Source organism: Lichenihabitans psoromatis, from assembly GCF_004323635.1.
GTDB lineage: Bacteria > Pseudomonadota > Alphaproteobacteria > Rhizobiales > Beijerinckiaceae > Lichenihabitans > Lichenihabitans psoromatis.
Genome location: NZ_CP036515.1, coordinates 3,621,675 through 3,644,769, shown reverse-complemented (window position 1 = coordinate 3,644,769; position 23,095 = coordinate 3,621,675). Strand labels below are relative to the sequence as shown.

Sequence of the window (23,095 nt, the reverse complement as noted above, 5' to 3'; positions counted from 1 at the left end):
ATGCATTTCGCCAAGGCGATTGTAACGCGAGGTGTATGATGAGTAACACGCCCGCAATTTCCCGGACCCTCGGCGGTGCTGACGAGTTCGAGCGGCGCATGCGGATGGTGGGGCAACCCTCATCGTCCGGACAAGACCCCCTGGCCGAGCTCGCTCGTCTCGTCGGGCAGGAAGACCCGTTCCGCGGTGTGTTCCCGCAAGGAGGGACCGCCGCGCGGCCCCGGACAGAGCCGCCGCGCCCTGTCGTCGCGCCGCAGGCCCAGCCTGTCGAAACCTATCGGCATGATGTTGCGCGCCACGACGATCCTTATGCGGCGGCCGACCATCACGATGACGAGGCTGACTATCGCGCCTCCACCGAGGCCGGCGAGGAGCCGGGATCTCCGGACGACGCGGCCGTGGTACATGGCCCGGCCGGGACGCAGCCCTATCCGCGCCTTTCCGTAGAGGGTCAGCGCCCCATCGAGCAGAGCCCGGATGCCTGGGCCGAGGGGCGGATCGCACCGCAGCAACGCGGCGACATGAGCGGGCTTTCGGTCACGCGCGACGCATTGGAGCCCGTCTCTGGCTCGTCGCGGCGAACCTTGATCGTCCTGGCGGCCGTCGTCCTTCTGACGGGAGGCGGTCTTGCCGCGAGCTTCCTGGTCCGCCCGTCGGGTGTGGCGCAAGCTAGCAGCAATGCTGGCACCGCCGCGCCGACCATTATGGCGGCCGAGGGCCCGAGCAAAGTTCAGCCGGATAATTCGGCGAAAGACGCGGAAGCAGCGTCCGAGAACAGCACATTGCTGGACAAAAACAAGGGCGATGGGACCGCGACCGCTCAAGTGGTCAATACGACGGAACAGCCGGTCGACCTCGCCCAGGCGGTCAAGACAGCACAACCTGACGATGCCCGCCCACAAGCCTCGAGCCCGTTCCCAGAGCCCAAGAAGGTCAAGACCGTGATGGTCCGGCCCGATGGCACCATCATCACCAATCCGGCCGACAGCCTTGCGGCATCGACCCGGCTCGGGGCCGCAACGGGGCTCGGCTACGACCAGCCGGCAAGCCTTGCCTTCGATCCGCAGACGTCGCTGCCGCTCGCCGGTCAGGATCAGGCTCCGCCGTCCCAATCCGGACAGGCCCAGCCTGCCGCCCAAACGCCGGCCTCGGCGCCCGCGAAGGCCAAGTCGACCACGCGCGCCGCAGCGGTGACGCCAAAGGCTCCGGTCGAGGTCGCCGACCTCGGAACAACCGGGACGACCGCGACCGACGCATCGTCCACAGGCCCGAAAGCCCGGCAGGCTGCCGCTCCGGTTCGCGCGCCGAAACCCAAGCCAACGGAAGTCGCGGCCGTCGACCCAGCGGACGATGCGGCACCCGCCGCAACCGGCGCGGGCGGTGGTTATGCCGTGCAACTCGGCGCCCCACCGAGCGAGCAGGATGCGCGTGAGACCGTCGCTCGCCTTCAGAAAAAATATGCGGCGCAACTCGGATCGTATCGTCCGGCGATCCACAAGGCTGATCTCGGCACCAAGTCGGTCTATCGCATCCGCGTCGGCAATCTTTCGCAGGAGGATGCCAAGTCCCTCTGCACGAAGTTGACCGCCGGTGGCGGTGGGTGTTTCGTGGTGCGGAACTGATCCGACGCCTTGAACGACGAACGAGCCGCCCGCGCGTCGATAACGCGTTGGCGGCTCGCTCTTTTTTATCCTCATGTTTCAGAACGGGCCATCGCGCATGACGCTTGGATTCGTGTGCGGCTGTGCCGGCCTCGAGCTCACCGACGATGAAAAGCGCTTCATCGCTGACACGCAGCCGTGGGGGCTGATTCTCTTCCGCCGCAACGTCGATACACCGGAGCAGGTCTCGCGACTGACGGCATCGTTCCGCGCTGTCGTGGGCCGTTTCGAGGCGCCCGTGCTGATGGATCAAGAAGGCGGCCGCGTTCAACGCTTGCGTCCGCCGCTCTGGCCCGACTACCCGGCAGCGAGCCGCTATGAGGGGTGCGGTGGCGAGAGCGACGCCCAGGCGGCCAAGCTCGGCGCCCGGCTGATCGCGCATGAATTGCGAAATGTCGGGGTCACGGTGGATTGCGCGCCGGTTCTCGATGTCCCGGTCCCGGGAAGCCACAACGTTATCGGCGATCGTGCTTTTGCGGCCGATCCCATGACCGTTGCGCGCCTTGGCCGCGCTTTTGCCGAAGGCCTTCTGCTCGGCGGCGTACTGCCGGTCATGAAACACGTGCCGGGCCACGGGCGGGCGGGGGTGGATAGCCACCTGTCGCTGCCAGTCGTCGAGGCCGATCGCGACGAACTCGACCAGCATGATTTCGAGCCGTTCCGCCAACTCGCGGACCTACCCATCGCGATGACGGCGCATGTCGTCTACACGGCGCTCGATCCCGACCGGCCTGCCACGACATCGGCTCGCGTCATCGACCAGATCATTCGCGGTGTGATCGGCTTCGATGGGCTGCTGCTCAGCGACGATCTTTCAATGGAAGCCCTGAAGGGCAGCTTGGGCGAACGCGCGGAGCAGGCGCGGCTGGCCGGATGCGACATCCTGCTTCACTGCAATGGCAAGCTGGACGAGGCCCGCGCAGTCGCGGCCGCGGCTCGGCCGATCGAGGGGATGGTGGAGCGGCGGGTCTCGGCGGCGGTGGCTCGCTTGCGCCAGCCCGAGCCGATCGATCACCCGCATGAGCAGGTCCGTCTTGCCGCAATGGTGGCTTAGCGCTCACGCGCTGATCAGGTGATGCGCGGGAGAGAGCCGCAACACGGTGCTCCCCCGCTGGCGTTTCAGCGCGGCCAGACCGCGCCTTGCGCATTGACGAACACGGAATAGAGGCTCGTCGTCCCGCAGATATAGAGGCGGTTGCGCTTCGGGCCGCCGAAGCAGAGGTTGGCGACGACCTCTGGGATCTTGACCTTGCCGATTAATGTCCCGTCCGGTGCGTAGCAATGCACCCCATCGCCGGCCGAGGTCCAGACGTTGCCGGCTGTATCGCAGCGGAAGCCGTCGAACATGCCATACTCGCAGGTTGCGAACAGGCGGCCGTTGATCAAGCGATCACCTTCTACGTCAAAGACGCGGATGTGGCGTGGCCCGTCCTCGACGTGCGAACTGCCTGTATCGGCGATATACAGGAGCTTCTCGTCCGGCGAGAAAGCTAGCCCGTTTGGCTGAACGAAATCCTCGGTCACGGCATTCGTCACGCCAGAGCGCGGATCGTAACGGTAGACGTGGCTCACGCCGAGTTCCGATTTGCCGAAATCGCCCTCATACTCGCTGTCGATCCCGTAGGTCGGGTCCGAGAACCAGATCGTCCCGTCTGACTTCACGACGGCATCGTTCGGGGAATTCAGCTTATTGCTGTCGACCGTATCGACCAGCACCTTGCGCGAGCCGTCATGCTCGATGCGGGACAGACATCGTCCCCGATGTTCACAGCAGATCAGACGACCGTCGCGATCGACCGTATGGCCGTTCTGATTCAGCGATGGTGCAATGAAGGTCGAGACCGACGAATCCGTCTCGTCGAAGCGCATGACACGATCGTTCGGGATATCGGACCAGACGAGATATTTGCCCGCCGGGAAATAGGCCGGCCCCTCGCACCAGCGACCACCTGTCCACAGCTTTTCCACATGCACGTTGCCGAAAACGAGCTTTTTGAAACGAGAATCGAGCACCTCGAAGCTGTCTGTGATCATGCGTTTCCCCTTTGCTGTTCGACGCCTCCGATATGGCTGAAATCCGCCGGAGACGCCCGCCTTTTCGGCCACGTTTCAGGTGGACCATGGCCCGGCGCGCAGCCATCCGCAAGATGGGACGGCATGCCGTGAGGCGACATCGTTCTGTTTCAAAGCGGGACGGCAACAGACGCGTAAGGATAACGCATCGTGAATGTCTTCCTCTCAAAGTGGTGAACGAAACCTGACACAGGAGTTTAAAATGGGCTCTGACCCGGCTTCCGAACGGAACGACGGAGACAAGGCCAAGGCTTCCGGACAAGGTCCCGCGTCCGAGCGAGCGGAGGTCGGCACCGCGCTGATCCCTTTCGTTCCCGCGACCGCGACGGCGCCTGTCTTTCGCTTTCACCATGGAGTGTGGGCAGCCGGCTTTCTGCTCGCGATTGGGGCAGGCGCCTTCGGAGTGCAGAGCATTCGCTCCTCCGCGGCCTCTTCGATGATGGCGCAGAAAGCCGCCGACCCTGACGCGACCGCGCAAGTGTTGCATCGTTTGCAGGATGAGATCGGACGCCTGAAAGGCAGCGTCGATACGCTGCGGACGACCGCCGATGCCTCGAAGCAGGAGGATACGATCCGCGGCCTGAAGAAGAGCGTCGAAGGCCTCCGTCAGGAGATCGAGCAGAGCCGCGCCAACGACGGCGCGACCTTGGCCCAGTTATCGTCCAAGCTCGACAAGCCGGAGCGCGATCCCAGCCAGAAACTCGCCGAGATCATGGCGCGGCTCGACAAGCTCGATCGCGACCCGAAGGACAAGACGCCCGACGCAAGCCAAAAGCTTGCCGACGTCACCAATCGGCTCGATCGCATCGAGCGGCAGGTTGCCTCGCCGACCCCCACGGGGACCATCCCGGTCGCGCCCCCGCCGCGTCCCGTTACGGCGCCGCAGCGGACCGCCAGCACGGCTCAGGCTGCCGCAGCCTATGTTCCGCTCCCGACCAAACAGGACAGCGTTGTCTCGTCCACCAAATCGCAAGCCACCAAGACGCCGCCGAAGCCGGACGTGTCTGTGGTCGCGGCCAACGATCCGCGCGCCTTGCCGATGAAGCCGCCGACGGTCGACGGTTGGGTGGTGCGTGATGTTTACGATGGGCTGGCGCTGGTCGAAGCGCGCCGCGGCGGCCTGCGCGAGATCGCGCCGGGCGAGTTCTTACCGGGTGCGGGCGAAATCCGCTCGATCGAGCGGCGCGGCCGGTCGTGGGTCGTGCTGACGAGCCGCGGCGTCATCGAAAACAGCACCTGGTAGGGTTGTTGATCCTGTCCCGAGGCGGGCCTCGCCCGCCCGTCTGATGCTAAAACGGCAGCCCCTCGGCTGCCGCTCGTTCGTTGTGTAGCGTAAGGAAGTTGGCGTATGAGCGTGATCCTGGGTGTCATCGAGGCTTTCGTGCTAGCCGCCGTGTTGACGACCCTTCATACGGTCGCGTCGGGGCTGCTGTCGTTCTGACGACCGGTTGTTCGGGCAGTCGATCGATCGGGCTCGAGGATGCGGCATGCGTAGCGACACCGTCGATTTGGCGCATTTCGAACAGCTCTACGATCGCAATCCCGATCCGTGGCGCTTCGCCACGAGCGATTACGAGCGCACCAAATATGCCGCGACCATCGCGTCTCTGCCGCAGCCGCGTTATGCGCGTGGACTGGATGTCGGGTGTTCGATCGGTGTTCTCACCGCCGCGCTCGCGGTCCGCTGTGACGACCTTCTAGGCATCGAGCCGGTCGAGGCGGCGCTCGAGCAAGCGCGCCAGCGCAATGCTGAAACCCCTTGGGTCCGTTTCGCGTCCATGTTCGTGCCAGGCGATTGGCCAGCCGAACCCTTCGATCTCATTCTTATGTCCGAGGTGATCGATTATCTCGGAGCCAGCGACATCGTCGTTTTAGCCGGTCGGATTCGGGAGAGTCTCGCTCCCGGCGGTGACGTCGTGCTGGTGCACTGGCTTGGGAAGAAGCGCTCGGCTATCGGGAGCGGGGAGGCAAGTGACGCTCTCATTCAGGCGCTGGCCGGTACCGTGTCGATCCTCAAGGCCGAGCGCAATGCCGACTACAGGATCGACGTCTTGCGGCGGGTGTGAATCGAGCCAGCATCCCGTTGCGGATCTCGCGTAAACCTCACTATGCTGCATTGGCGGTGCAGGTGTTTGGTCGATAGCGGACGGCGGCGAGGCTCGATGGTCAAGGCAATCCACGTTCGTGACTCCGTTGAGCTCGTTAGGGCGAAACGGTTCGAGATCCGCCGAAACCAACTCATCGCCGGCGTAACGGTTCTCCTTGCCTGATCCGGTCGAAGCGCAGCCGATGACCGTCGCGTCCGCCGACCCAACGCCCTTGTTGTCCGTGCGCGGTCTCGTCAAGCGCTTCGGCACATTCACGGCCAATGACGGGATCGACCTCGACCTGCGCGGAGGCGAAATCCATGCGCTCGTCGGCGAAAATGGCGCCGGCAAATCGACCTTCGTGAAGATGGTTTATGGGGTGCTACAGCCGACCGAGGGCGTCATGCTCTGGCAGGGACGGACCATCACCCTGGCAAGCCCGGAAGAGGCTCGCGCACTTGGTATCGGCATGGTCTTCCAGCATTTCTCGCTGTTCGAGAACCTGACGGTCGGCGAGAATATCGCGCTCGTTCTGCCAAAAAGCGCAAAGCTCGATAGCGTCGCGGACCGCATCGCGGAGGTGGCAGACCGCTATGGGATTCAGTTGGATCCAAGCCGGCCGGTCTGGACCCTCTCGGCGGGTGAGCGTCAGCGGATCGAGATCGCCCGGTGCCTGCTGCAGGATCCAAAGCTGCTGATCCTCGATGAACCTACCTCGGTCCTGACCCCGCAGGAGGCCGAAGGGTTGTTCGGCACCCTCGAGCGATTGAAGCGCGAAGGCCGGGCCTTGCTCTACATTTCTCATCGGCTCGACGAAGTTCGCCGACTGTGCGATCGCGCCACCATTCTGCGTCACGGCAAGGTCGTCGGGACATGCGATCCATCTCGGGAAACCGCACGCTCGATTGCGGCCATGATGGTGGGGTCTCAGATTGCCGAGGTGCGGCCCGCGTCTGACCGTCACGAGGGCGCGGTGCGGTTCGCGACCCATCGTCTGTCGTCTCCCGCCGCAGATCTCCATGGCACAGATCTCGTCGCCATCGATCTCGCCGTCCATGCGGGCGAGGTGCTCGGGATCGCGGGCGTGGCGGGTAACGGCCAATCCGAATTATTCGAGGTCCTCTCGGGCGAGCGCCTCGCGGGATCAGCCGATGCGATCACGATCGATGGTGCGCCGGTCGGTCTCGAGGGTGTGACGGCGCGCCGACGTCGGCATGCCGCCTTCGTTCCCGAGGAACGCAACGGTCATGCGGCCGCGCCGGTCTTTTCGCTGTCCGACAATGTTGTGCTGACCCGCCATTCGACCGGAGGGGTGTCGAACGGCGGCTTCATTCTCGGGGCGGCGGCCCGCGCGCTCGCGATCAGAATCGGTAAAGTCTTCGATGTGCGGAAGAGCGGCGCCGACCCGATGGCGCGAACGCTGTCGGGTGGCAATCTGCAGAAGTTTGTGGTTGGCCGCGAGATCCTGCGCGAACCTGCCGTGCTGATCATCAATCAGCCGACCTGGGGCGTCGACGCCGCGGCCGGCGCGACGATCCGGCAGGCCATCATCGATCTGGCAGGGCGTGGCGCGGCCGTGATCGTGATCAGCCAAGATCTCGATGAATTATTCGAGATCTGCGATCGGATCGCTGTGATCCATGCCGGCCACCTCTCGACCTTGCGGTCCGCGGCCGGCACCACTCGGGAGGAGATCGGGTTGCTGATGGGAGGGCTCGCGGCCTCGACCGAGACCGCGTCGACACCGACGAAGGGCCTGCATGCGCATTGATCTCGAGCCGCGCGCCGAGCCGAGCCGATGGGCTTCGATTGCCGCTCCCGTCGTCGCGCTGTTGCTCGCCATCGCGATCGGCGGTGTCGTCGTGGCGCTGCTCGGCAAATCGCCCGTCCAGGCCTTCTCGGTCTATTTCATCGACCCGTTGTCGGCGAGTTGGTCGCTCCAGGCGCTGGCCGTCAAAGCGTCGCCGCTGATCCTCATCGCGGTTGGTCTATCGTTCTGCTTTCGCGCCAATCTTTGGAATATCGGGGCCGAGGGGCAGTTCATCGTCGGCGGCGCGCTCGGCGGTTGGCTCGCGCTGGCCACGCATGACGGCGCCTACCAGCAGAGCCTCGGCGGTTGGTGGATCCTCCCCGCCATGATGCTGCTCGGGATCGTGGGTGGCGCGCTCTATGCCATGATACCCGCGATACTCCGGGTGACGCTCGGCGTCTCGGAGATCCTGTCGAGCCTGATGCTGGTTTATATCGCGGGTTATGGGCTCGACTATCTGGTGCGCGGCCCGTGGCGCGACCCGCAAGGCTTCAACTTCCCGGTCTCGGTGACATTCGACCCGGAAGCCACTTTGCCCTCGCTGATCGCCGACGGCCGGCTTCATGCCGGCGTGTTGCTGACGCTCGCGGCCGTGCTGATCGCGTCGGTCGTCCTGGCCAAGACGATGTTCGGTTATGAGGTGCGTCTGTTCGGGGCCGCGCCGAAAGCCGCGCGGTTCGCAGGTTTCAGTGAGCGGACCATCACGCTGGCGGTCTTCGCCATCTCGGGCGGCTTGGCGGGACTCGCCGGAATCATCGAGGTCTCTGGCCAAATCAACCAGTTGCAGCCCTCGATCTCGCCCGGCTACGGCTTCACGGCCATCATCGTGGCCTTTCTCGGCCGTCTTGCGCCGTTCGGCATCCTTCTGGCTGGCCTCGTGCTCGCCCTGACCTTCATTGGCGGCGAGGGCGCACAGGTTGCCATGAAGCTGCCGCTGGATTTGACCAGCGCCTTTCAGGGCATCCTGCTGATGTGCGTGCTGGCGGCCGACGTCTTCACCCGCTACCGCGTGCGGATCGTCACCGGGGCAGCACGATGAGGATCGCCCGATGAACCCGGATATCGTTCAACTGGTGCTGGTCACGATCGTGACGGCCGCCACACCGTTGTTCATCGCAGCGGTCGGCGAACTCGTGGCGGAGCGCTCTGGCGTGCTCAACCTCGGGGTCGAGGGCATGATGATCGTTGGCGCCTCTGTGGGTTTTGCCGTCGCCTACATGACCGATTCGACCGTGTTGGGAGCCTTGGCCGGCACAGCATCGGGCGTGCTGATGGCGGCCCTGTTCGCGGTTCTTGTGATCGGTTTGGCGGCCAACCAGGTGGCCTCGGGTCTTGCGCTCACGATCTTTGGGATCGGCGTGTCGGGCCTGATCGGAAGTGGCTTCGTCGGGCAGAAGCGCACCGCCGCGCAAGCGCTTTGGATCCCCGGCTTGAGCGATCTTCCGATCATCGGTCGGCTGTTCTTCGGTGAGGATCTGTTCGTCTATGCCGGCATCGCGCTCATCGCCCTCGTGGCCTATTTCATCAGCCGAACCCGTGCCGGGCTGACGCTGCGGGCCGTGGGCGACAACCACACCTCGGCCCATGTGCTCGGCCTGTCGGTCGGCCGCATTCGCCTGTTGGCGGTTTTGTTCGGCGGTGGCTGCGCTGGGCTTGCGGGCTCATACCTCTCGCTCGTCTATACGCCGTTCTGGTCGCCGGGCATGACGGCAGGACGCGGGTGGATCGCTCTGGCGCTCGTCGTCTTCGCGTCATGGCGTCCCTGGCGCGTCTTGGGTGGCGCGCTTTTGTTCGGCGGCGCCACGGTTTTGCAGCTTCATGCCCAAGCCTTCGGCATCGGGCTGCCCGGGCAATTGCTATCGTCCGTGCCGTATGCCGCCACCGTGCTGGCGCTGATCGTCCTGTCCTGGCGCAACAGACGTGGCGCGGCCGCCCCCGCCATGCTGGGAATGCCCTTCATCTCCGACCGCTGAATGCGGTCTCGGACGGATGCCGCTTGTCCAGAGGTCCGGTTTTTGCAACCCTCATGGCGCAATTCGGCCACGACCGAGGCTGGCGACAGCGCCGGATCCGACCGTCGATTGGCTCGAAAGAGAAGGTGAGACAGATGATCAATTGGTTCAGGACCGTGGCGGCCGTGGCATTGTCCGTGTCGGTGACGGGCGCCGCAGTGGCGGCCGACAAGGTGAAGGTCGGCTTCGTCTATGTCGGCCCGGTCGGTGATTTTGGCTATTCCTATCAGCACGATCTCGGGCGCCAGTACCTCCAGAAGCAGCTCGGCGACAAAGTCGAGACGACATTTCTGGAAAATGTTGCCGAGACCGATAGCGCCCGCGCCTTCGAGCAATTGGCGCGCAGCGGCTATCAGCTGATCATCGGCACGTCTTTCGGCTTCATGGAACCTGAACTCAAGGTTGCCAAATCCTTTCCGGGCATCAAGTTCGAACACGCGACCGGCTACAAGCGCGCCCCAAACCTGTCGACCTTCTCGGCTCGCTTCTATGAGGGCCGCTACATCATCGGCCAAATCGCCGCGAAGATGTCGAAGACCCATACGGTCGGCTATGTCGCGTCCTTCCCGATTCCGGAAGTCGTGGCCGGCATCGACGCTTTCATGCTCGGCGCTCAATCGATCGACCCGACCATGAAGGTCAAGATCGTTTGGGTGAATAGCTGGTTCGATCCGGGCAAGGAGGCGGACGCCGCCAAGGCGCTTCTGGCGCAGGGCGCCGACATCATCGCGCAACATACCGACAGCGCTGCGCCGCTGCAGGAAGCGGAAAAGGCCGGCAAGCTCGGGTTCGGGCAATCGTCCGACATGAGCCGCTTCGCCCCCAAAGCCATTCTGACCTCGATCGAAGACAATTGGGGCGACTATTACGTGCAGGAAACCAAAGCGGTCATGGACGGGACCTGGAAGTCGCACGACACCTGGGGCGGGCTCGATGCCGGCATGGTCAAGATGGGCCCCTACGTGAACATGCCCGACGACGTCAAGAAGATGGCCGAGGACACCGAAGCGGCGATCAAGTCCGGCAAGCTGCTCCCCTTCAAGGGACCTATCACGAAGCAGGACGGAACCGTCGCGGTGAAAGACGGCGAGTCGCTTCCCGACAAGGAGATCCTGGGCCTGAATTGGTATGTGAAGGGCATCGACGACAAGATCCCGCAATGATCGCTTAACCACGGCGGATCAAACACAAGGGCGGCCGAGAGGCCGCCCTTTTTGTTGAGGCTAGACGACGATGCCGTGGAGATCGTAAGCGTCGGCGCGCTCGATCTTGACCGTCACGATGTCGCCCGCGCGGACCGGACGACGCGAGCTGAAATAGACCTTGCCGTCGATCTCCGGCGCATCGCCTTGCGTCCGCCCTTCCGAAACGCTCGGGCCGGACTTGTCGACGATGACCGGGAACCGTCGACCAACTTTCTTCTGCAACAAGCCCGAACTGATCTTTTGCGCATGCAGCATGAAGCGGCGATGCCGGTAGGCCTGCACGTCCGGCGGCACATGCTGCAGGCCGAGATCGTTCGACGACGCGCCACGGACCGGCTCATAGACGAACGCGCCAACCCGGCTGAGCTTCGCTTCGGTTAACCATTCAAGCAGGAACTCGAAATCCTCGTCGGTTTCTCCGGGGAACCCCACGATAAACGTCGACCGAACCGACAAATCCGGCAACTGGTCGCGCCATTTCTGCAGGCGCGCCGACACCTTCTCGTGGTTGCCGGGGCGGCGCATCGCCTTCAGGACCTTCGGGGAAGCGTGCTGAAACGGAATATCGAGGTAAGGCAGCACAAGACCCTCCTGCATCAAGCCGATGACCTCGTCGACATGCGGGTAGGGGTACACGTAATGGAGGCGAACCCAGGCGCCGAACTGGCCGAGGTCACGGGCGAGATCGTAGAATTTCGCCCGCACACTCCGGTCTTTGTAGCGGCTCTCGGCATAATTGAGATCGAGCCCGTAGGCACTGGTATCCTGCGAGATCACCAGCAGCTCTTTGACGCCGGCCGCCACGAGTTTCTCGGCCTCGCGCAGCACATCCGCGGCGGGGCGCGAGACGAGGTCGCCCCGCAGCTTCGGAATGATGCAGAAGGAGCAGCGGTTGTTGCAGCCCTCCGAAATCTTCAGATAGGCATAGTGGCGGGGGGTGAGCTTTACGCCCTGTGGGGGCACCAGATCGAGAAACGGGTCGTGCAGCGGCGCCGCAGCAGACCGGACCGCCGTCATGACACTCTCGTAGGCTTGCGGGCCGGTGATCGCCAGGACGTTCGGATGCGTCGCCGTGATGTTTTCGGGTTCCGCCCCCATACAGCCGGTCACGATCACTTTGCCGTTCTCGGCCAGAGCGAGCCCGATCGCCTCGAGCGACTCTTTCTTGGCGCTATCGAGGAACCCGCAGGTGTTGACGATGACGGCATCGGCCCCGGCATGGCTCTTGGTGAGTTCATAGCCTTCGGCGCGGAGTTGCGTGATGATCCGTTCGCTATCGACCAGCGCCTTGGGACAGCCGAGCGACACGAACGAGATACGGGGCGCCGGTCGATCGCCGGTCGGCGCGGGCGTCAAAAGGGTTGAGGCTTGCATGCGGCGAGCATTGCCACGCGATTCAGGCTTTTTGCAATGACCAAATGAAAAAGCCCGGCCAAGAGGCCGGGCTTCGAGGTCGTTCCGCAACGGTCCAGATGGACCGTGCAGAGGCTTCGACTAGAACTTGTAATTCAGGCCGACGCGAGCGATCTGCGACGTTCCGTCCGAGCGGGCCGAGATGACGGCGCCGGTGTTCGGGTTCGTCAGGTTGTACTTGCGGCTGCCGAGGTCGGTGTAGAGATATTCGATCTTGCCGCTGATCTGCTGGGTGAAGGCATATTCCACACCGGCGCCGACTGCGTAGCCGATACGGGTGTCGTCGTTGCCGTTCCCGTTGAAGTCGATGAAGTTCGTGCCGGTTGCGTTGGTGAAGCGCGCGCTACGGGTCGAGGTGCCGTAATCGCCATAGGCGAGACCGCCCGTGACGTAGAGCAACGTACGATCGAAGGCTGCGACACCGAGGCGACCACGAACGGTGCCGAGGTAGCCGTCACCGCCGCGGCCGCGGGTGGTGAGAGTGCCGCCCGGGAACACGACGTTGTCAGCATAGGAACGGGTCTTGCCGCCGCCGCCGCCGAAATAGTCGATGTCGGCTTCGAGGCCGTACACGAACATGCCGTTCTGGATGTTGTAGCCGATCTGACCGCCACCGACGAAGCCGGTGCTAGACGAACCGCCACGGAAGGGACCGAATGAACCGGTGGCCGGGCCGCTGACGAAACCATTGGCGGTCGTGAAACCGTTTGCGGTCGCGCTACCAGCCTTGTTGTCGAACGAAGCGCCGGCGTTCACACCAGCGTAGAAACCTGTCCAGGTGAAGATCGGAGCAGGATAAAACGGAGCCGGAGGCGGCGAACGCATCGGCAAATCGGCGGCCATTGCGGCGCCGGTCGAGCAGGTCGCCAAGGCTGCGACTGCAAGCAACGAACGTAGGTTCATTTAGGTTCTCCTCCAGAGCTTAAGCTCGAAGTTTAAAGTTACGCAACTGCGGTTTAGTTTCGTGTCGAATCCGCATGGCTTCGTAGATCGAGCTATTCCAGACTTGCTTTTCAAGCACTGTGTTTTCTTAGCCACAGTTCTGATTGGCGGGGCGGGCGTGCTCAATCCCTGACATACCTCTTCGAATTCAAGCAGATTTGTGACCAACCCTCGACGTTTGTGTTTTGGCTTGGTCACGCAAAGGGTCACTGGCCCTTTGACGAAGAGAACTTAAAGCCTCTTAGTGTTGACAAAACGTTGCGTTCCAACGCCCTGCAGGCCGCTGTGTCAAATTTGATACGCTTGCTTTTCGATTTCGTAAACTTGTCCAAAATCGCCATAATTGGGCGTCGGACCTTCGATCAGACGATCGTCAAACCGCAAAGCTATCGTCAGTATTGAGGGTTCGATTCGGTGGGTTGAGATAGACCCGCCACCCAAACCGCATGGAGCGCGGCGTTATCGTCGGTGTGGATCATGTCAGCGACCGCGCCGGCCCCAAGCCGTCCGTGGGTGGCCTGCAACCCCAGAAGCCGCGCCGGCGTCGCGGTTGCCATCTGCAATGCCGTTTCGAGAGGGAACTGCAGCGTATTGGTCAGGTAGGCGACGGCATCGAGCAACGTGATGGCGGCTCCCGCCAGCGTCCCGTCGTCGAGTTCCAGCCGTCCGTCCCGTCGCGTGGCCAGCCGTCCCCCGAGCATAAAGCTGTCGGGGCCACCGGCGGAGGGCGGCATGGCGTCCGAGATCAACGCGATCCCGGGCGCGCCCTTCGCCAGAACGGCAACCCGGAGGGCAGCGTCGGCCACGTGGAACCCGTCGGCGATGAGCCCACAGATGATGGCGGGCGAGGCCAGTGCGGCGCCGACCAGCCCCGGCGCCCTGTGCCCGAGCGGCGACATGGCATTGAACAGATGGGTCGCCGCCGTGGCGCCTGCCGCAAAACCCGCTTGCGCTTCGGCAGCGGTCGCTTCCGCGTGACCGAGACTGACCACAATGCCAGCCTCGACCAACCGTCGGAACAAGGCGGCATCGGCTGACGCGGGCGCGACCGTGACCAGCATGACGCCGACCCGTGCCGCGATCAGCGCATCGGCGTCGGCCGCCGTCATGGCGCGGATGAAGGCGGGTGGATGGGCGCCCGCGCGACGCGGATCGATAAAGGGACCCTCGACATGGATGCCGAGACATCCCGGCACTGTGCCAACACTAGCCCGGACGGCATCGAGTGCCGCTCTCAGCACGGCCGGACGGTCGGTGATGACGGTCGGCAGCAAGGATGTGGTTCCAAACCGCCGATGCGCCGCAGCGATTGCCGCCACGCCCTCCGGCGTCGGATTGTCGTTGAACAGCACGCCGCCGCCGCCATTATTCTGAATGTCAACGAGACCGGGCGCGAGGATCCCACCGTTGAGATCGATGGACCTGGCCGCGCCCGGTCGCGCCTCTGAGGGGACCAAGCCGAGGATCGTCCCGTTCTCGTGGACGAGGGCGTGATCGTCCCAGAAGCGGTTCCCGTCGAAGATGCGAGCGCCGAACAGAACCTCTTTCATAGGGTCTGGGTGACCTTCTGAAGATGCGGCGGCACATCCGGATTGCGGCCGCGCCTTTGGGCGACCCGCTCGGCCAGAGCGTAAAAGCTCTGGAGCATGGCGAGAGGCGCCAACAACGGATGTCCGCAGTCAGCGATAGAGACGCCGAAGCGATCACCAAGGCGCCGATCGAAGCTGGCGCAACGCGCCCCCATACCGGCGAGTTTGTCGCGCGTCGCGTCCATACCGGCGCGAGCCGCGTCCTCGGCCATGAAACACAGAACCGGAAAGTCATCGACGATGAGGCCCGTCGGCCCATGCAGCACTTCGGCCGACGAGAAGGCTTCGGCGTGAATCGCGGACGTCTCCTTCAACTTCAAAGCCGCCTCTGCGGCGGCCGCGAAGGTCGGCCCACGCCCGATGGTGTAAAGCGATCGCTGCGCCGCCACCCACGACACGATCTCGTCCGGGATCGAAGCCGTGTCGGAGAGGCGATCGGGAAGCGCTGCGACAGCCTGGTTCAGGGCAGCATCCTCGCTCCACGCTCCGACCAGGGCGGCCGACGCGAAGAGCGACGCCACCATGGTCTTGGTGGCCGCCACCGAAATTTCCCGCCCGCTGCAAAGCGGTAGAAGCACATCGGCCTCTCTGGCGATCGGCGACGCTACGTCGTTGACGATCGCAATCGTCAACGCTCCACCGGCCTTGGCGGCGCGCTGCATGGCCAGGAGATCAGGGCTTCCGCCCGATTGCGAAATGGTGACCGCCACCCCGCCTTTGAGGCGGAGGGCCGTGCCATAGACCGAGGCGACCGACGGACCGATGGAGCAACACGGCAGCCCGAGGCGCGTCTCGACGAGATGCTTCAGATAAAGCGCCGCATGATCCGAGCTGCCGCGCGCGATCGTCACCACGACGGTGGGGTCCATGTCGCGGAGACGGCGCCCGAGCGCCGCCTGCGCCGCAGCCGTCTCCGCCACTTGGCGTCCGAGCGCCTCCGGGATTTCGGCAACCTCGCGGGCCATGTGGCTGGCGACGGGGGATAACTCGGTCATCGCTTTGAATCCTTGGGATCGCTGATCGGGGCGCGGACTTCGGAGGCAATGTCGTACCGATCGGCGCGATAGATCGATCGGGTGAATTCGCAACATCGCCCGTCGGGCAGGTAAGCCGTGGTCGAGATCGCGAGCGCGGCACTCCCCAGGGGAACGCAGAGGCGCCCCGCCTCGAGGCCTGTCACGGTCACGGCCTGGATGCGCCGCAGAGCGCGACTAGGCTTCAGTCCAACTCGGGCAAATGCCTCGTAAAGCGATGCCCCGATCTCGCCGGGATCATCGAGCAGCAGACGCGGGATAGCCGCGTGATCGATCGCGATCGGCTCGTCGTCCGCATAGCGAAGCCTCGTCAGGCGTATGACCTCGTCGCCCGGCGAGCAGGCCAGCATCACGGCCTCTTCCGGTGTCGCGCGGAAGATCCCGCGTCCGATGTCTCGCGACGACGGACTGAGGCCGCGTGACCGCATCTCCTCGGTAAAGCTCGTCAGGGTCGGCAACGCCGGCTCCGGCACGCCGCGCGGGGTTCGGCGAACGAAGGTACCGACCCCGTGCCGATGGCTAAGCACACCGTCCTCGACGAGGGTCGACAGCACGCGCCGCAAGGTCGTGCGGGAAATTGCAAGCAGGTCGGATAGGTCTCGCTCGCCCGGAAGCATATCGCGATCTTTAAAGCGTCCCGTCGAGATATCCTGGCGCAGCGCCATGAGCGCCGTATCGAACCGGGCATCGCGCGGCACGTTCGAGCCGGACCGGTTCACGGCGCGCGATCCGCACCAGGCAAGGGACAGCCCGCCAAGAGCAAAGCGCCCTCCAGCGGATCGAACAAGGGCTCGTGCAGGCTGCTCAATGTCGTTGCCGGCAAAAAGGGGCGAAGCGCGGAGGCCAAGCCGCCGACAAGCGAGATGCGGACCGCCCCGAGATCCTGAAGCGCACGCGCCAAATCGGCGATCGCGCCCGCCGCTGTATGGACCAGTGAAAGAGCCAGAGGATCACCCGCAATCGAGGCCTCGAAGACCTGTGGTGCGAAAGCTCCGAAATCTCGCGATTTAGCGTGGCGCCCCCACTCGATGAGAGTGACCGGATCGTTGTCGAAGGCTGCCATCAAGGACGTGGTCAGCGTGGTCTGCGGTTCCAGTCGATCATGCGCCCGAAGTGCGCGGCGCAGTGCCTCGAGACCGAGTCGTGCGCCAGACCCATCGTCGCCCATGATGAAGCCGCGCCCTCCGACCGGCGTGCTCAGACCACCGACACGCGCGACTGCGGCACTTCCGGTGCCCGCGATGATGAGGCCCCCGTCTTTGCCGCCATGCGCGCCCAGGCAGGCGATCTCCGCATCGTTGGTTACGGTGACGGAACAGACGTTCTTGAACCGTTCAGCGACCCGGTCAGCGACGGCCCGACTCGAGACGCCCGCAAGGCCAAGCCCCAGATGAAGGCGCGCGCGATCCTCAGCGCCGAGGCCACCTGCCGCCAGACATTGATCGATGCAAAGCGCAATGGTCTCGATCGCGGGCTCGAAATCGAGATAGACGTTTGACCGACCACCTTCGACTGCAGACAGCAGGGTGCCGCGTCCGTCGCGGAGACGCATGCGACAATGCGAGCCGCCTCCATCGACCCCGAGAAACAAGGGCACATCGGTGTGCTGGTGGTCAGACATCAAATCCGTCGGTCCGGGTCACGCGATTCGCGCGACCATAGTGCGGAGACACGGGAAGATACATGCCCGAAAAGCAACCACGACCGGCATCAAACCGACAACTTCGCTCCAGACCACTGGTACATAACAGACAACGGGGTCATCATATCGTCGGTCCGACATTGGAAATCAGTTGGTTGCGCCTACCATCGGCAGTGGCGCAACCTTCTTTATCAACTGGTGCTGGCTTGGTCGAGAATCTCGATGTCGCCGGTCGATAGGCTGAGGTCGGCAGACTTGGCCAAGCTCACGACTTGCTCAACCGTCGTGGCGCTTGCGATGGGGGCGACGATCGACGGCTGAGCCATCAGCCAAGCGAGCGCGACTTCTGACTGCGTCGCATGATGGGCGTCGGCCACTTGATCCAATGCCGCCAAAATCCGCAGGCCGCGGGCATCGAGATATTTCGCCATATTGCCCCCGCGTGGGCTTTTGCCAAAATCCGCCTCGGATCGATATTTCCCGGTCAGGAACCCTGACGCCAGCGAATAATAGGGGATCACGCCGACGCCGCGAGCGACGCACAAAGGCTGCAAACTGGTCTCGAACGCGGATCGATTATACAGATTGTATTCGGGCTGAAGTGTCTCATAGCGCGGCAAGCCGTCGTGTTCACTGAGGTCCAGCGACGCCGCGAGCCGCTCCGTACTGAAATTTGACGCGCCGATGGCCCTGACTTTGCCGCTCTTGATCAAATCGGCATAGGCCGCGATCGTCTCGTCGGGTGGCGTTTTGGCGTCATCACGATGCGATTGATAAAGATCGATCACATCCGTCTGCAGCCGCTTAAGCGATGCTTCAACGGCTTCGACGATATAGGCCTTCGAAAGATTGTCCTTGCCCGGACCCATCTCCATTCCGACCTTGGTGGCGATCACGACCTTGTCGCGGTTGCGCCGCTCGGCTAGCCATTTGCCAATGATGGTTTCGGATTCGCCTCCCTTATTTCCCGGAGCCCAACGGGAGTAGACATCCGCTGTGTCGATGAAGTCGAAACCGGCATCGATGAAAGCGTCGAGCAATCGAAACGACATCGCCTCGTCGGCTGTCCATCCGAAGACATTGCCGCCGAAACACCACGGCGCAACGTTGAATCCCGATCCACCAAGTTGCCGCTTGTTCATGAGGGCCTCGTCTTATGGGCGTGAACGATCACGCGGGGGCAGGTACGTGAATGATCACGCAAGTAAGGGGAGTCGCTGAAAATTGGAGCAGACCGAGCTGGTTCGACGAAGACGAGAAACATGCTCGTTCTATGGTCGGCAGATCGGTGGCTATGCGGGAATGGCGACGGCCACATGCCGCCGCCCGACGCTCGACCCGAACATGCTGTGGCGCGTCAGGTTCCGGTCGCGTCGTTGACGCACTTCTTGGTGAAGCTCGTTTTGGCAGCGCCTGCCAGCTTCTTGCTGGCCGCAGAGGTATCGCAGGTGGTTTTGGCGTCGTTCTGGCATTTCTTCATGAAGCTATTCATCGCAGCGCCCGCCAGCTTCTTGTCGGCCGCGACGCTCTTACACGAGCCGTCCGCCAAGGCAGCCGAAGCCAAGCCACAAAGCATCACCAATGAAAGTGCGGTCTTGAGCATGTGTTTTCTCCCGGCCGACAGATGAGTTCCGTCGCGATCGAAAGATACCGGGTCGGCAAGCGACGTCAACGACGATGGGAGGGTTGGGCAGGCGCAGAGTAGATGGCGGTTCGGCAAGGCTGCGTGGAGCAAGGCTGCAACCAATGAATGCTCACTGTGTTAGCACCATGCACGTTATCGTGCTGAACGCTTAAGGAGCAGACATATGCCCAAGAAAGCTCACGAGGAAGCCGCCGCCCATCACGAGCAGGCCGCCAAGTCCCACCGTACCGCTGCCGAGCATCACGGCAAGGACGACCACGAGACCGCGACCAAGCATTCGACCGAGGCTCACGGCCACTCCGCCAAGGCGCATGAAACCTCCGCCAAGGCCCACACCACATCGGCCGCCAAAAAGAAGTGATGCCGAAAGGCGCCGCCTGATCGCATCGGTCGGGCGTGACGCCGCATCTTTTCTCCGGCCGACCTGAGACGGTCAGCTGACAAGCCGGGCGCGAGCCCGGCTTTTTTTATTCTCTATTTCAGCTTGTTGCGCTCGGCCACCGCCGTGGGCTTGTAATCGTAGGTTGGGTAGAATTCTGTGCGATAGGGACCCCACGCGGTCCGCTCGATAGCACGATTGATCTCGCGCAGACGCTCCGCCGGAAACCGCAGCGTCACCACCTGTCCAATGCCCATCATGACGTACCAAGAGACGATTTCGACATCCTTGGGCGGAAATGTTTCATAGAATTTCTGCTGCGTCAGTTGGGCGTTGAGTTGATCCAAGGGCCGGCTTTGGTCGTGTTTGAAGAAGATCGTCAGCATCACGGTTCCGGCTTGCGGCGCTTCGGCAGCCTTCGGATCCTGCGGTTTGGTTTCTTGGGCATCGGCCGGTCCCGCCAAAAGGCCGATCAGTGCAAAGCAGGCCAGCAGCGTCGCTTTCAAAAACATAGGTGAACCTTCTTTGGGTTGGGATGGACCAGACATGGCCCGATGGCATCATGCGCCCGCGATCTTACACGTGCCTCATGACGGCGGACCCGGTATAGGAAGCTGATCGCAATCAGCAACGAGTTGCTTCATGTCCAAACCACTCGTGGTGTCCATTCCGCATCATCTCGGCAAACAGGAGGCCTTGCGCCGCCTGAAGGACGGGATCGGCTATCTCAAGACCAATCAATCCAACCGCATTTCCGTTCTCGAAGACAAGTGGCTGGACGACCGGCTCGAATTCCTCGTCGGCGCGATGGGACAGACGGCCTCCGGTTCGCTGGACGTCGCCGACGACCAGGTGATTTGTACGGTTCAATTGCCGTGGGTTCTGGCGCTTCTGGCCGACAAGGCGAAGGGTCTCATCCAGAAAGAAGGGACGCTTCTGCTCGAAAAGAAGTAGAGCGATCGTTCGGCCAAGGGAAAATCGACATGCTGCCTGACGTCCAACCGCGCGGATCCCACTTCATCGGCGGCGCTTACGTTGACGCGCCGGGCGGGGCCGAGATCACGTCTCTCTATCCTGCGACCGGCGAGGTCATCGCGCGTGTTCACGCGGCAACGTCGGCGACGGTGGATCAGGCGGTCGATGCAGCACTTGAGGCCCAGCGCGCCTGGGGTCGGAAAAGTGGAGCCGAGCGGGGCCGGGTGCTGCGGAGGGCTGCCGACCTGTTGCGTGACCGCAATCGCGCCCTTTCTCAACTCGAGACGATGGATACCGGTAAGCCGATCAGTGAGACGCTGGTGGCGGATGCCGCGTCGGGAGCCGACTGCCTCGACTATTTCGGCGGTCTCGCGGCTTCGATCGCGGGCGAGCAGATCGACCTCGGCGGCTCGTTTGCCTATACGCGTCGCGAGCCGCTGGGCGTCGTCGGCGCCATCGGGGCGTGGAATTATCCGATCCAGATCGCCTGCTGGAAAGCCGCTCCGGCCCTCGCCTGCGGCAACGCAGTGGTGTTCAAACCTTCGGAGCTGACGCCATTATCGGCGCTGCACCTGGCCGAAATCCTGCTCGAAGCGGGTCTCCCGCCCGGCGTCTTTAATGTTGTGCAAGGACGTGGCGAGACAGGTCGCGCGCTGGTCGAGCACCCTGGCGTCGCCAAAATCTCGCTGACCGGCTCGGTGCCGACCGGCAAAGCCGTGATGGCGGCGGCCGGGGCAGGCATCAAGCATGTCACCATGGAGCTCGGCGGAAAGTCGCCGCTGATCGTGTTCGACGATGCCGATCTCGACAATGCGGTCGGTGGCGCCATGCTGGGAAATTTCTACTCGGCCGGACAGATCTGCTCGAACGGCACGCGCGTGTTCGTGCAGCGCCGTGTCTATGAGGCTTTCCTCGACCGGCTCACGCGCCGCACGGATGCGATCAGGCTCGGCGATCCGCTCGATCAGGCAACCCAGATGGGCCCCCTCATTTCGGAGCAGCAGCGCGTCAAGGTGTTGTCCTATATCGAGGTGGGGCGGCAGGAAGGCGCGCGGCTGGTTACCGGCGGCGAGGCCCCGAGCCTCCCCAGATTCGAGAAGGGGTCGTTCGTTCGGCCGACCATCTTCGCCGATGTGCAGGATGGGATGCGGATCGCACGAGAGGAGATCTTCGGGCCGGTCATGAGCGTGTTGGTATTCGATCATGAGGACGAGGTCGTCGAGCGGGCCAATGATACCGAATTTGGCTTGGCGGCCGGCGTCTTCACTAAAGACATCCAGCGGGCGCACCGCACGATCGCCAACCTGCAGGCCGGCACCTGCTGGATCAACGCCTATAATCTAACCCCGGTCGAGGTGCCGTTCGGCGGCGTCAAACGCTCCGGCGTCGGGCGGGAAAACTCACGCGCCGCGATCGATCATTATACGCGGCTGAAGTCGGTCTATGTCGAAATGGGCGACGTCGACGCGCCGTTCTAAGCCGCATCCCGCAGCGGAAACAGCGACAGAAGACCCTCCTCGGACGCCGCGCAGACGCCGGCCTCGGTGATGAGGCCGGTGACGAGGCGAGCCGGAGTGACGTCGAACGCATAATTCAGCGCCGGACTGCCCTCGGGGTAATCCGCACGGTTTCGATCGCACCCGACGCTGTGACGCCGCTCATATGCGTGACCTCGAGGGGCGAGCGTTCCTCGATCGGGATCTCGGCCCTGCCGTCGCTCATGCGCCAGTCGATCGTCGAAGCCGGAAGCGCCACATAGAACGGCACGCCGTTGTCGTGAGCCGCGAGCGCCTTCAGATAGGTGCCGATTTTATTGCAGACGTCGCCGGTCCGGGTCGTCCGGTCCGTCCCGACAATGCAGAGATCGACTTGACCGTGCTGCATGAGGTGGCCGCCGACGTTGTCGACCACGATCGTATGCGGCACCCCTTCCTGACCGAGCTCATAGGCCGTCAAACTAGCGCCCTGGTTGCGTGGCCGTGTCTCGTCGACCCAGACATGGACCGGAAGGCCAGCGCGATGCGCCTTGTAGATCGGAGCCAGCGCGGTGCCCCAATCCACGGTCGCGAGCCAGCCTGCATTGCAATGGGTGAGGATGTTGATGGTGCGCGATCGGCCGGCGCGCTCCCACTGATTTCGGATCAGATCGGCTCCATGCTGACCGAGCGCGGAACAGACCGCGACATCTTCTTTGGCGATCGCGGCCGCTTCGGCAAAGGCGGTGGCAGCGCGGTCCGCCTCGGGTAAAGCCGCAAGGCGGCGGCGCATGCGCTCCAACCCCCAACGCAGATTGACAGCCGTCGGCCGCGTGGCGATCAACAGATCGAACGCAGCCTCAAGGTTCGATGACGTCGGCTCCTCGGCCATGGCGAGCGCCAGTCCGTAGGCCCCGGTCGCTCCGATCAGCGGCGCACCCCGCACGGTCATATCGCGAATGGCCGTGGCGGCCTCCTCGGCGGTAGCGAGCGTCTTGACCACGAAGCGATGCGGCAGAACCGTCTGGTCGATGACCTTGACGCTGCCGTGGCGGCCGTTGGGCTCGACCCAGATCGTGCGAAAAGGCGTCTTGTCGATCAGCATGGTCGGCCCCGGTTGCGATGACGTTCGTCTTGGTGATCTAACCCGAAC

At 63.5% G+C, this 23,095-nt stretch carries 21 protein-coding genes and 1 pseudogene; 11 read left to right on the top strand and 11 right to left on the bottom strand.

From position 1 onward, the window contains the following. Positions 1 to 35: 35 nt before the first annotated feature. Positions 36 to 1,622: an SPOR domain-containing protein gene (locus tag EY713_RS17035; RefSeq protein WP_131117091.1), complete on the top strand. Its 1,587-nt coding sequence runs from the start codon at positions 36 to 38 to the stop codon at positions 1,620 to 1,622. Between the two features lie 97 nt (positions 1,623 to 1,719). Continuing rightward, positions 1,720 to 2,715 carry a beta-N-acetylhexosaminidase gene (nagZ, locus tag EY713_RS17030; protein WP_131117088.1) on the top strand — a complete coding sequence of 332 codons (996 nt, stop codon included), beginning with the start codon at positions 1,720 to 1,722 and terminating at the stop codon, positions 2,713 to 2,715. Between the two features lie 65 nt (positions 2,716 to 2,780). Here the strand turns inward: nagZ and EY713_RS17025 are convergent, their stop codons facing one another. Further along, positions 2,781 to 3,695: an SMP-30/gluconolactonase/LRE family protein gene (locus EY713_RS17025; RefSeq protein WP_131117086.1), complete on the bottom strand. Its 915-nt coding sequence runs from the start codon at positions 3,693 to 3,695 to the stop codon at positions 2,781 to 2,783. Between the two features lie 241 nt (positions 3,696 to 3,936). Between EY713_RS17025 and EY713_RS17020 the strand changes: the two genes are divergently transcribed. The 6 genes from EY713_RS17020 (at position 3,937) to EY713_RS16995 (ending at position 10,806) form a co-directional block, all read left to right on the top strand. Then, positions 3,937 to 4,977 carry a hypothetical protein gene (locus tag EY713_RS17020; protein ID WP_131117083.1) on the top strand — a complete coding sequence of 347 codons (1,041 nt, stop codon included), beginning with the start codon at positions 3,937 to 3,939 and terminating at the stop codon, positions 4,975 to 4,977. Positions 4,978 to 5,221: 244 nt separating this feature from the next. Beyond that, positions 5,222 to 5,800 (top strand): class I SAM-dependent DNA methyltransferase, encoded by a 579-nt coding sequence (locus EY713_RS17015; RefSeq protein WP_131117080.1) that lies wholly within the window; start codon positions 5,222 to 5,224, stop codon positions 5,798 to 5,800. Positions 5,801 to 6,023: 223 nt separating this feature from the next. After that, positions 6,024 to 7,592: an ABC transporter ATP-binding protein gene (locus tag EY713_RS17010; RefSeq protein ID WP_131117077.1), complete on the top strand. Its 1,569-nt coding sequence runs from the start codon at positions 6,024 to 6,026 to the stop codon at positions 7,590 to 7,592. Then, positions 7,582 to 8,670 carry an ABC transporter permease gene (locus EY713_RS17005; RefSeq protein ID WP_131117074.1) on the top strand — a complete coding sequence of 363 codons (1,089 nt, stop codon included), beginning with the start codon at positions 7,582 to 7,584 and terminating at the stop codon, positions 8,668 to 8,670. The genes EY713_RS17010 and EY713_RS17005 overlap by 11 nt, the downstream gene beginning before the upstream one ends. 10 nt (positions 8,671 to 8,680) lie before the next feature. After that, on the top strand, positions 8,681 to 9,604 hold the full coding sequence (locus tag EY713_RS17000; protein WP_131117071.1) for an ABC transporter permease: 924 nt from the start codon (positions 8,681 to 8,683) through the stop codon (positions 9,602 to 9,604). A 134-nt stretch (positions 9,605 to 9,738) separates the two neighbouring features. After that, complete coding sequence (locus tag EY713_RS16995) at positions 9,739 to 10,806, top strand: BMP family ABC transporter substrate-binding protein (protein ID WP_131117068.1); 1,068 nt, start codon at positions 9,739 to 9,741, stop codon at positions 10,804 to 10,806. A 60-nt stretch (positions 10,807 to 10,866) separates the two neighbouring features. On the opposite strand, the gene rimO is transcribed toward EY713_RS16995, so the two are convergent. The 8 genes from rimO to EY713_RS16955 all read right to left on the bottom strand — a co-directional run bounded on the left by rimO (position 10,867) and on the right by EY713_RS16955 (position 19,071). Continuing rightward, positions 10,867 to 12,222 carry a 30S ribosomal protein S12 methylthiotransferase RimO gene (gene rimO / locus EY713_RS16990; protein ID WP_131117065.1) on the bottom strand — a complete coding sequence of 452 codons (1,356 nt, stop codon included), beginning with the start codon at positions 12,220 to 12,222 and terminating at the stop codon, positions 10,867 to 10,869. 120 nt (positions 12,223 to 12,342) lie between these two features. Then, positions 12,343 to 13,164, bottom strand: a complete 822-nt coding sequence (locus EY713_RS16985; RefSeq protein WP_131117062.1) for an outer membrane protein — start codon at positions 13,162 to 13,164, stop codon at positions 12,343 to 12,345. A 431-nt stretch (positions 13,165 to 13,595) separates the two neighbouring features. After that, positions 13,596 to 14,753 (bottom strand): N-acetylglucosamine-6-phosphate deacetylase, encoded by a 1,158-nt coding sequence (gene nagA / locus EY713_RS16980; protein ID WP_131117060.1) that lies wholly within the window; start codon positions 14,751 to 14,753, stop codon positions 13,596 to 13,598. Next, the gene (locus EY713_RS16975) at positions 14,750 to 15,787 is read right to left on the bottom strand and encodes an SIS domain-containing protein (protein ID WP_131117057.1); all 1,038 of its coding nucleotides are present in this window, start codon (positions 15,785 to 15,787) and stop codon (positions 14,750 to 14,752) included. Before EY713_RS16975 ends, nagA begins: the two co-directional genes overlap by 4 nt. Further along, complete coding sequence (locus EY713_RS16970; protein ID WP_245572764.1) at positions 15,784 to 16,545, bottom strand: GntR family transcriptional regulator; 762 nt, start codon at positions 16,543 to 16,545, stop codon at positions 15,784 to 15,786. The genes EY713_RS16975 and EY713_RS16970 overlap by 4 nt, the downstream gene beginning before the upstream one ends. After that, entirely contained in the window at positions 16,542 to 17,447 is a 906-nt protein-coding gene (locus EY713_RS16965; protein WP_131117054.1) for a glucosamine kinase nucleotide-binding domain-containing protein, read from the bottom strand. The genes EY713_RS16970 and EY713_RS16965 overlap by 4 nt, the downstream gene beginning before the upstream one ends. Positions 17,448 to 17,659: 212 nt before the next feature. Continuing rightward, complete coding sequence (locus tag EY713_RS16960) at positions 17,660 to 18,610, bottom strand: aldo/keto reductase (protein ID WP_131117052.1); 951 nt, start codon at positions 18,608 to 18,610, stop codon at positions 17,660 to 17,662. A gap of 215 nt (positions 18,611 to 18,825) precedes the next feature. Next, the gene (locus tag EY713_RS16955; RefSeq protein WP_131119864.1) at positions 18,826 to 19,071 is read right to left on the bottom strand and encodes a hypothetical protein; all 246 of its coding nucleotides are present in this window, start codon (positions 19,069 to 19,071) and stop codon (positions 18,826 to 18,828) included. A gap of 205 nt (positions 19,072 to 19,276) precedes the next feature. Between EY713_RS16955 and EY713_RS16950 the strand changes: the two genes are divergently transcribed. Then, a complete protein-coding gene (locus tag EY713_RS16950; RefSeq protein WP_131117049.1) occupies positions 19,277 to 19,474 on the top strand; it encodes a hypothetical protein in 198 nt (65 codons plus the stop codon). 113 nt (positions 19,475 to 19,587) lie between these two features. On the opposite strand, the gene EY713_RS16945 is transcribed toward EY713_RS16950, so the two are convergent. Continuing rightward, on the bottom strand, positions 19,588 to 20,004 hold the full coding sequence (locus EY713_RS16945; RefSeq protein WP_245572763.1) for a hypothetical protein: 417 nt from the start codon (positions 20,002 to 20,004) through the stop codon (positions 19,588 to 19,590). 130 nt (positions 20,005 to 20,134) lie between these two features. Here EY713_RS16945 and EY713_RS16940 point away from each other — a divergent pair, with 130 nt between their 5' ends. Further along, a complete protein-coding gene (locus tag EY713_RS16940; RefSeq protein WP_131117043.1) occupies positions 20,135 to 20,446 on the top strand; it encodes a polyhydroxyalkanoic acid system family protein in 312 nt (103 codons plus the stop codon). A 29-nt stretch (positions 20,447 to 20,475) separates the two neighbouring features. Next, positions 20,476 to 21,945, top strand: coding sequence for a betaine-aldehyde dehydrogenase (gene betB, locus EY713_RS16935; RefSeq protein WP_131117040.1), 1,470 nt, complete (start codon positions 20,476 to 20,478; stop codon positions 21,943 to 21,945). On the opposite strand, the pseudogene mtnA reads toward betB, so the two are convergent. Beyond that, positions 21,942 to 23,047: pseudogene (gene mtnA, locus EY713_RS16930) on the bottom strand (S-methyl-5-thioribose-1-phosphate isomerase). The gene betB and the pseudogene mtnA sit on opposite strands and share 4 nt — an antisense overlap. Between the last annotated feature and the right edge of the window lie 48 nt (positions 23,048 to 23,095).

Excerpts from the sequence above, each read along its gene's own strand:
- EY713_RS17035 (WP_131117091.1), top strand. The coding sequence starts at position 36 with ATGATGAGTAACACGCCCGCAATTTCCCGGACCCTCGGCGGTGCTGAC.
- nagZ (WP_131117088.1), top strand. The coding sequence starts at position 1,720 with ATGACGCTTGGATTCGTGTGCGGCTGTGCCGGCCTCGAGCTCACCGAC.
- EY713_RS17025 (WP_131117086.1), bottom strand. The coding sequence starts at position 3,695 with ATGATCACAGACAGCTTCGAGGTGCTCGATTCTCGTTTCAAAAAGCTC.
- EY713_RS17020 (WP_131117083.1), top strand. The coding sequence starts at position 3,937 with ATGGGCTCTGACCCGGCTTCCGAACGGAACGACGGAGACAAGGCCAAG.
- EY713_RS17015 (WP_131117080.1), top strand. The coding sequence starts at position 5,222 with ATGCGTAGCGACACCGTCGATTTGGCGCATTTCGAACAGCTCTACGAT.
- EY713_RS17010 (WP_131117077.1), top strand. The coding sequence starts at position 6,024 with ATGACCGTCGCGTCCGCCGACCCAACGCCCTTGTTGTCCGTGCGCGGT.
- EY713_RS17005 (WP_131117074.1), top strand. The coding sequence starts at position 7,582 with ATGCGCATTGATCTCGAGCCGCGCGCCGAGCCGAGCCGATGGGCTTCG.
- EY713_RS17000 (WP_131117071.1), top strand. The coding sequence starts at position 8,681 with ATGAACCCGGATATCGTTCAACTGGTGCTGGTCACGATCGTGACGGCC.
- EY713_RS16995 (WP_131117068.1), top strand. The coding sequence starts at position 9,739 with ATGATCAATTGGTTCAGGACCGTGGCGGCCGTGGCATTGTCCGTGTCG.
- rimO (WP_131117065.1), bottom strand. The coding sequence starts at position 12,222 with ATGCAAGCCTCAACCCTTTTGACGCCCGCGCCGACCGGCGATCGACCG.
- EY713_RS16985 (WP_131117062.1), bottom strand. The coding sequence starts at position 13,164 with ATGAACCTACGTTCGTTGCTTGCAGTCGCAGCCTTGGCGACCTGCTCG.
- nagA (WP_131117060.1), bottom strand. The coding sequence starts at position 14,753 with ATGAAAGAGGTTCTGTTCGGCGCTCGCATCTTCGACGGGAACCGCTTC.
- EY713_RS16975 (WP_131117057.1), bottom strand. The coding sequence starts at position 15,787 with ATGACCGAGTTATCCCCCGTCGCCAGCCACATGGCCCGCGAGGTTGCC.
- EY713_RS16965 (WP_131117054.1), bottom strand. The coding sequence starts at position 17,447 with ATGTCTGACCACCAGCACACCGATGTGCCCTTGTTTCTCGGGGTCGAT.
- EY713_RS16960 (WP_131117052.1), bottom strand. The coding sequence starts at position 18,610 with ATGAACAAGCGGCAACTTGGTGGATCGGGATTCAACGTTGCGCCGTGG.
- EY713_RS16955 (WP_131119864.1), bottom strand. The coding sequence starts at position 19,071 with ATGCTCAAGACCGCACTTTCATTGGTGATGCTTTGTGGCTTGGCTTCG.
- EY713_RS16950 (WP_131117049.1), top strand. The coding sequence starts at position 19,277 with ATGCCCAAGAAAGCTCACGAGGAAGCCGCCGCCCATCACGAGCAGGCC.
- EY713_RS16945 (WP_245572763.1), bottom strand. The coding sequence starts at position 20,004 with ATGTTTTTGAAAGCGACGCTGCTGGCCTGCTTTGCACTGATCGGCCTT.
- EY713_RS16940 (WP_131117043.1), top strand. The coding sequence starts at position 20,135 with ATGTCCAAACCACTCGTGGTGTCCATTCCGCATCATCTCGGCAAACAG.
- betB (WP_131117040.1), top strand. The coding sequence starts at position 20,476 with ATGCTGCCTGACGTCCAACCGCGCGGATCCCACTTCATCGGCGGCGCT.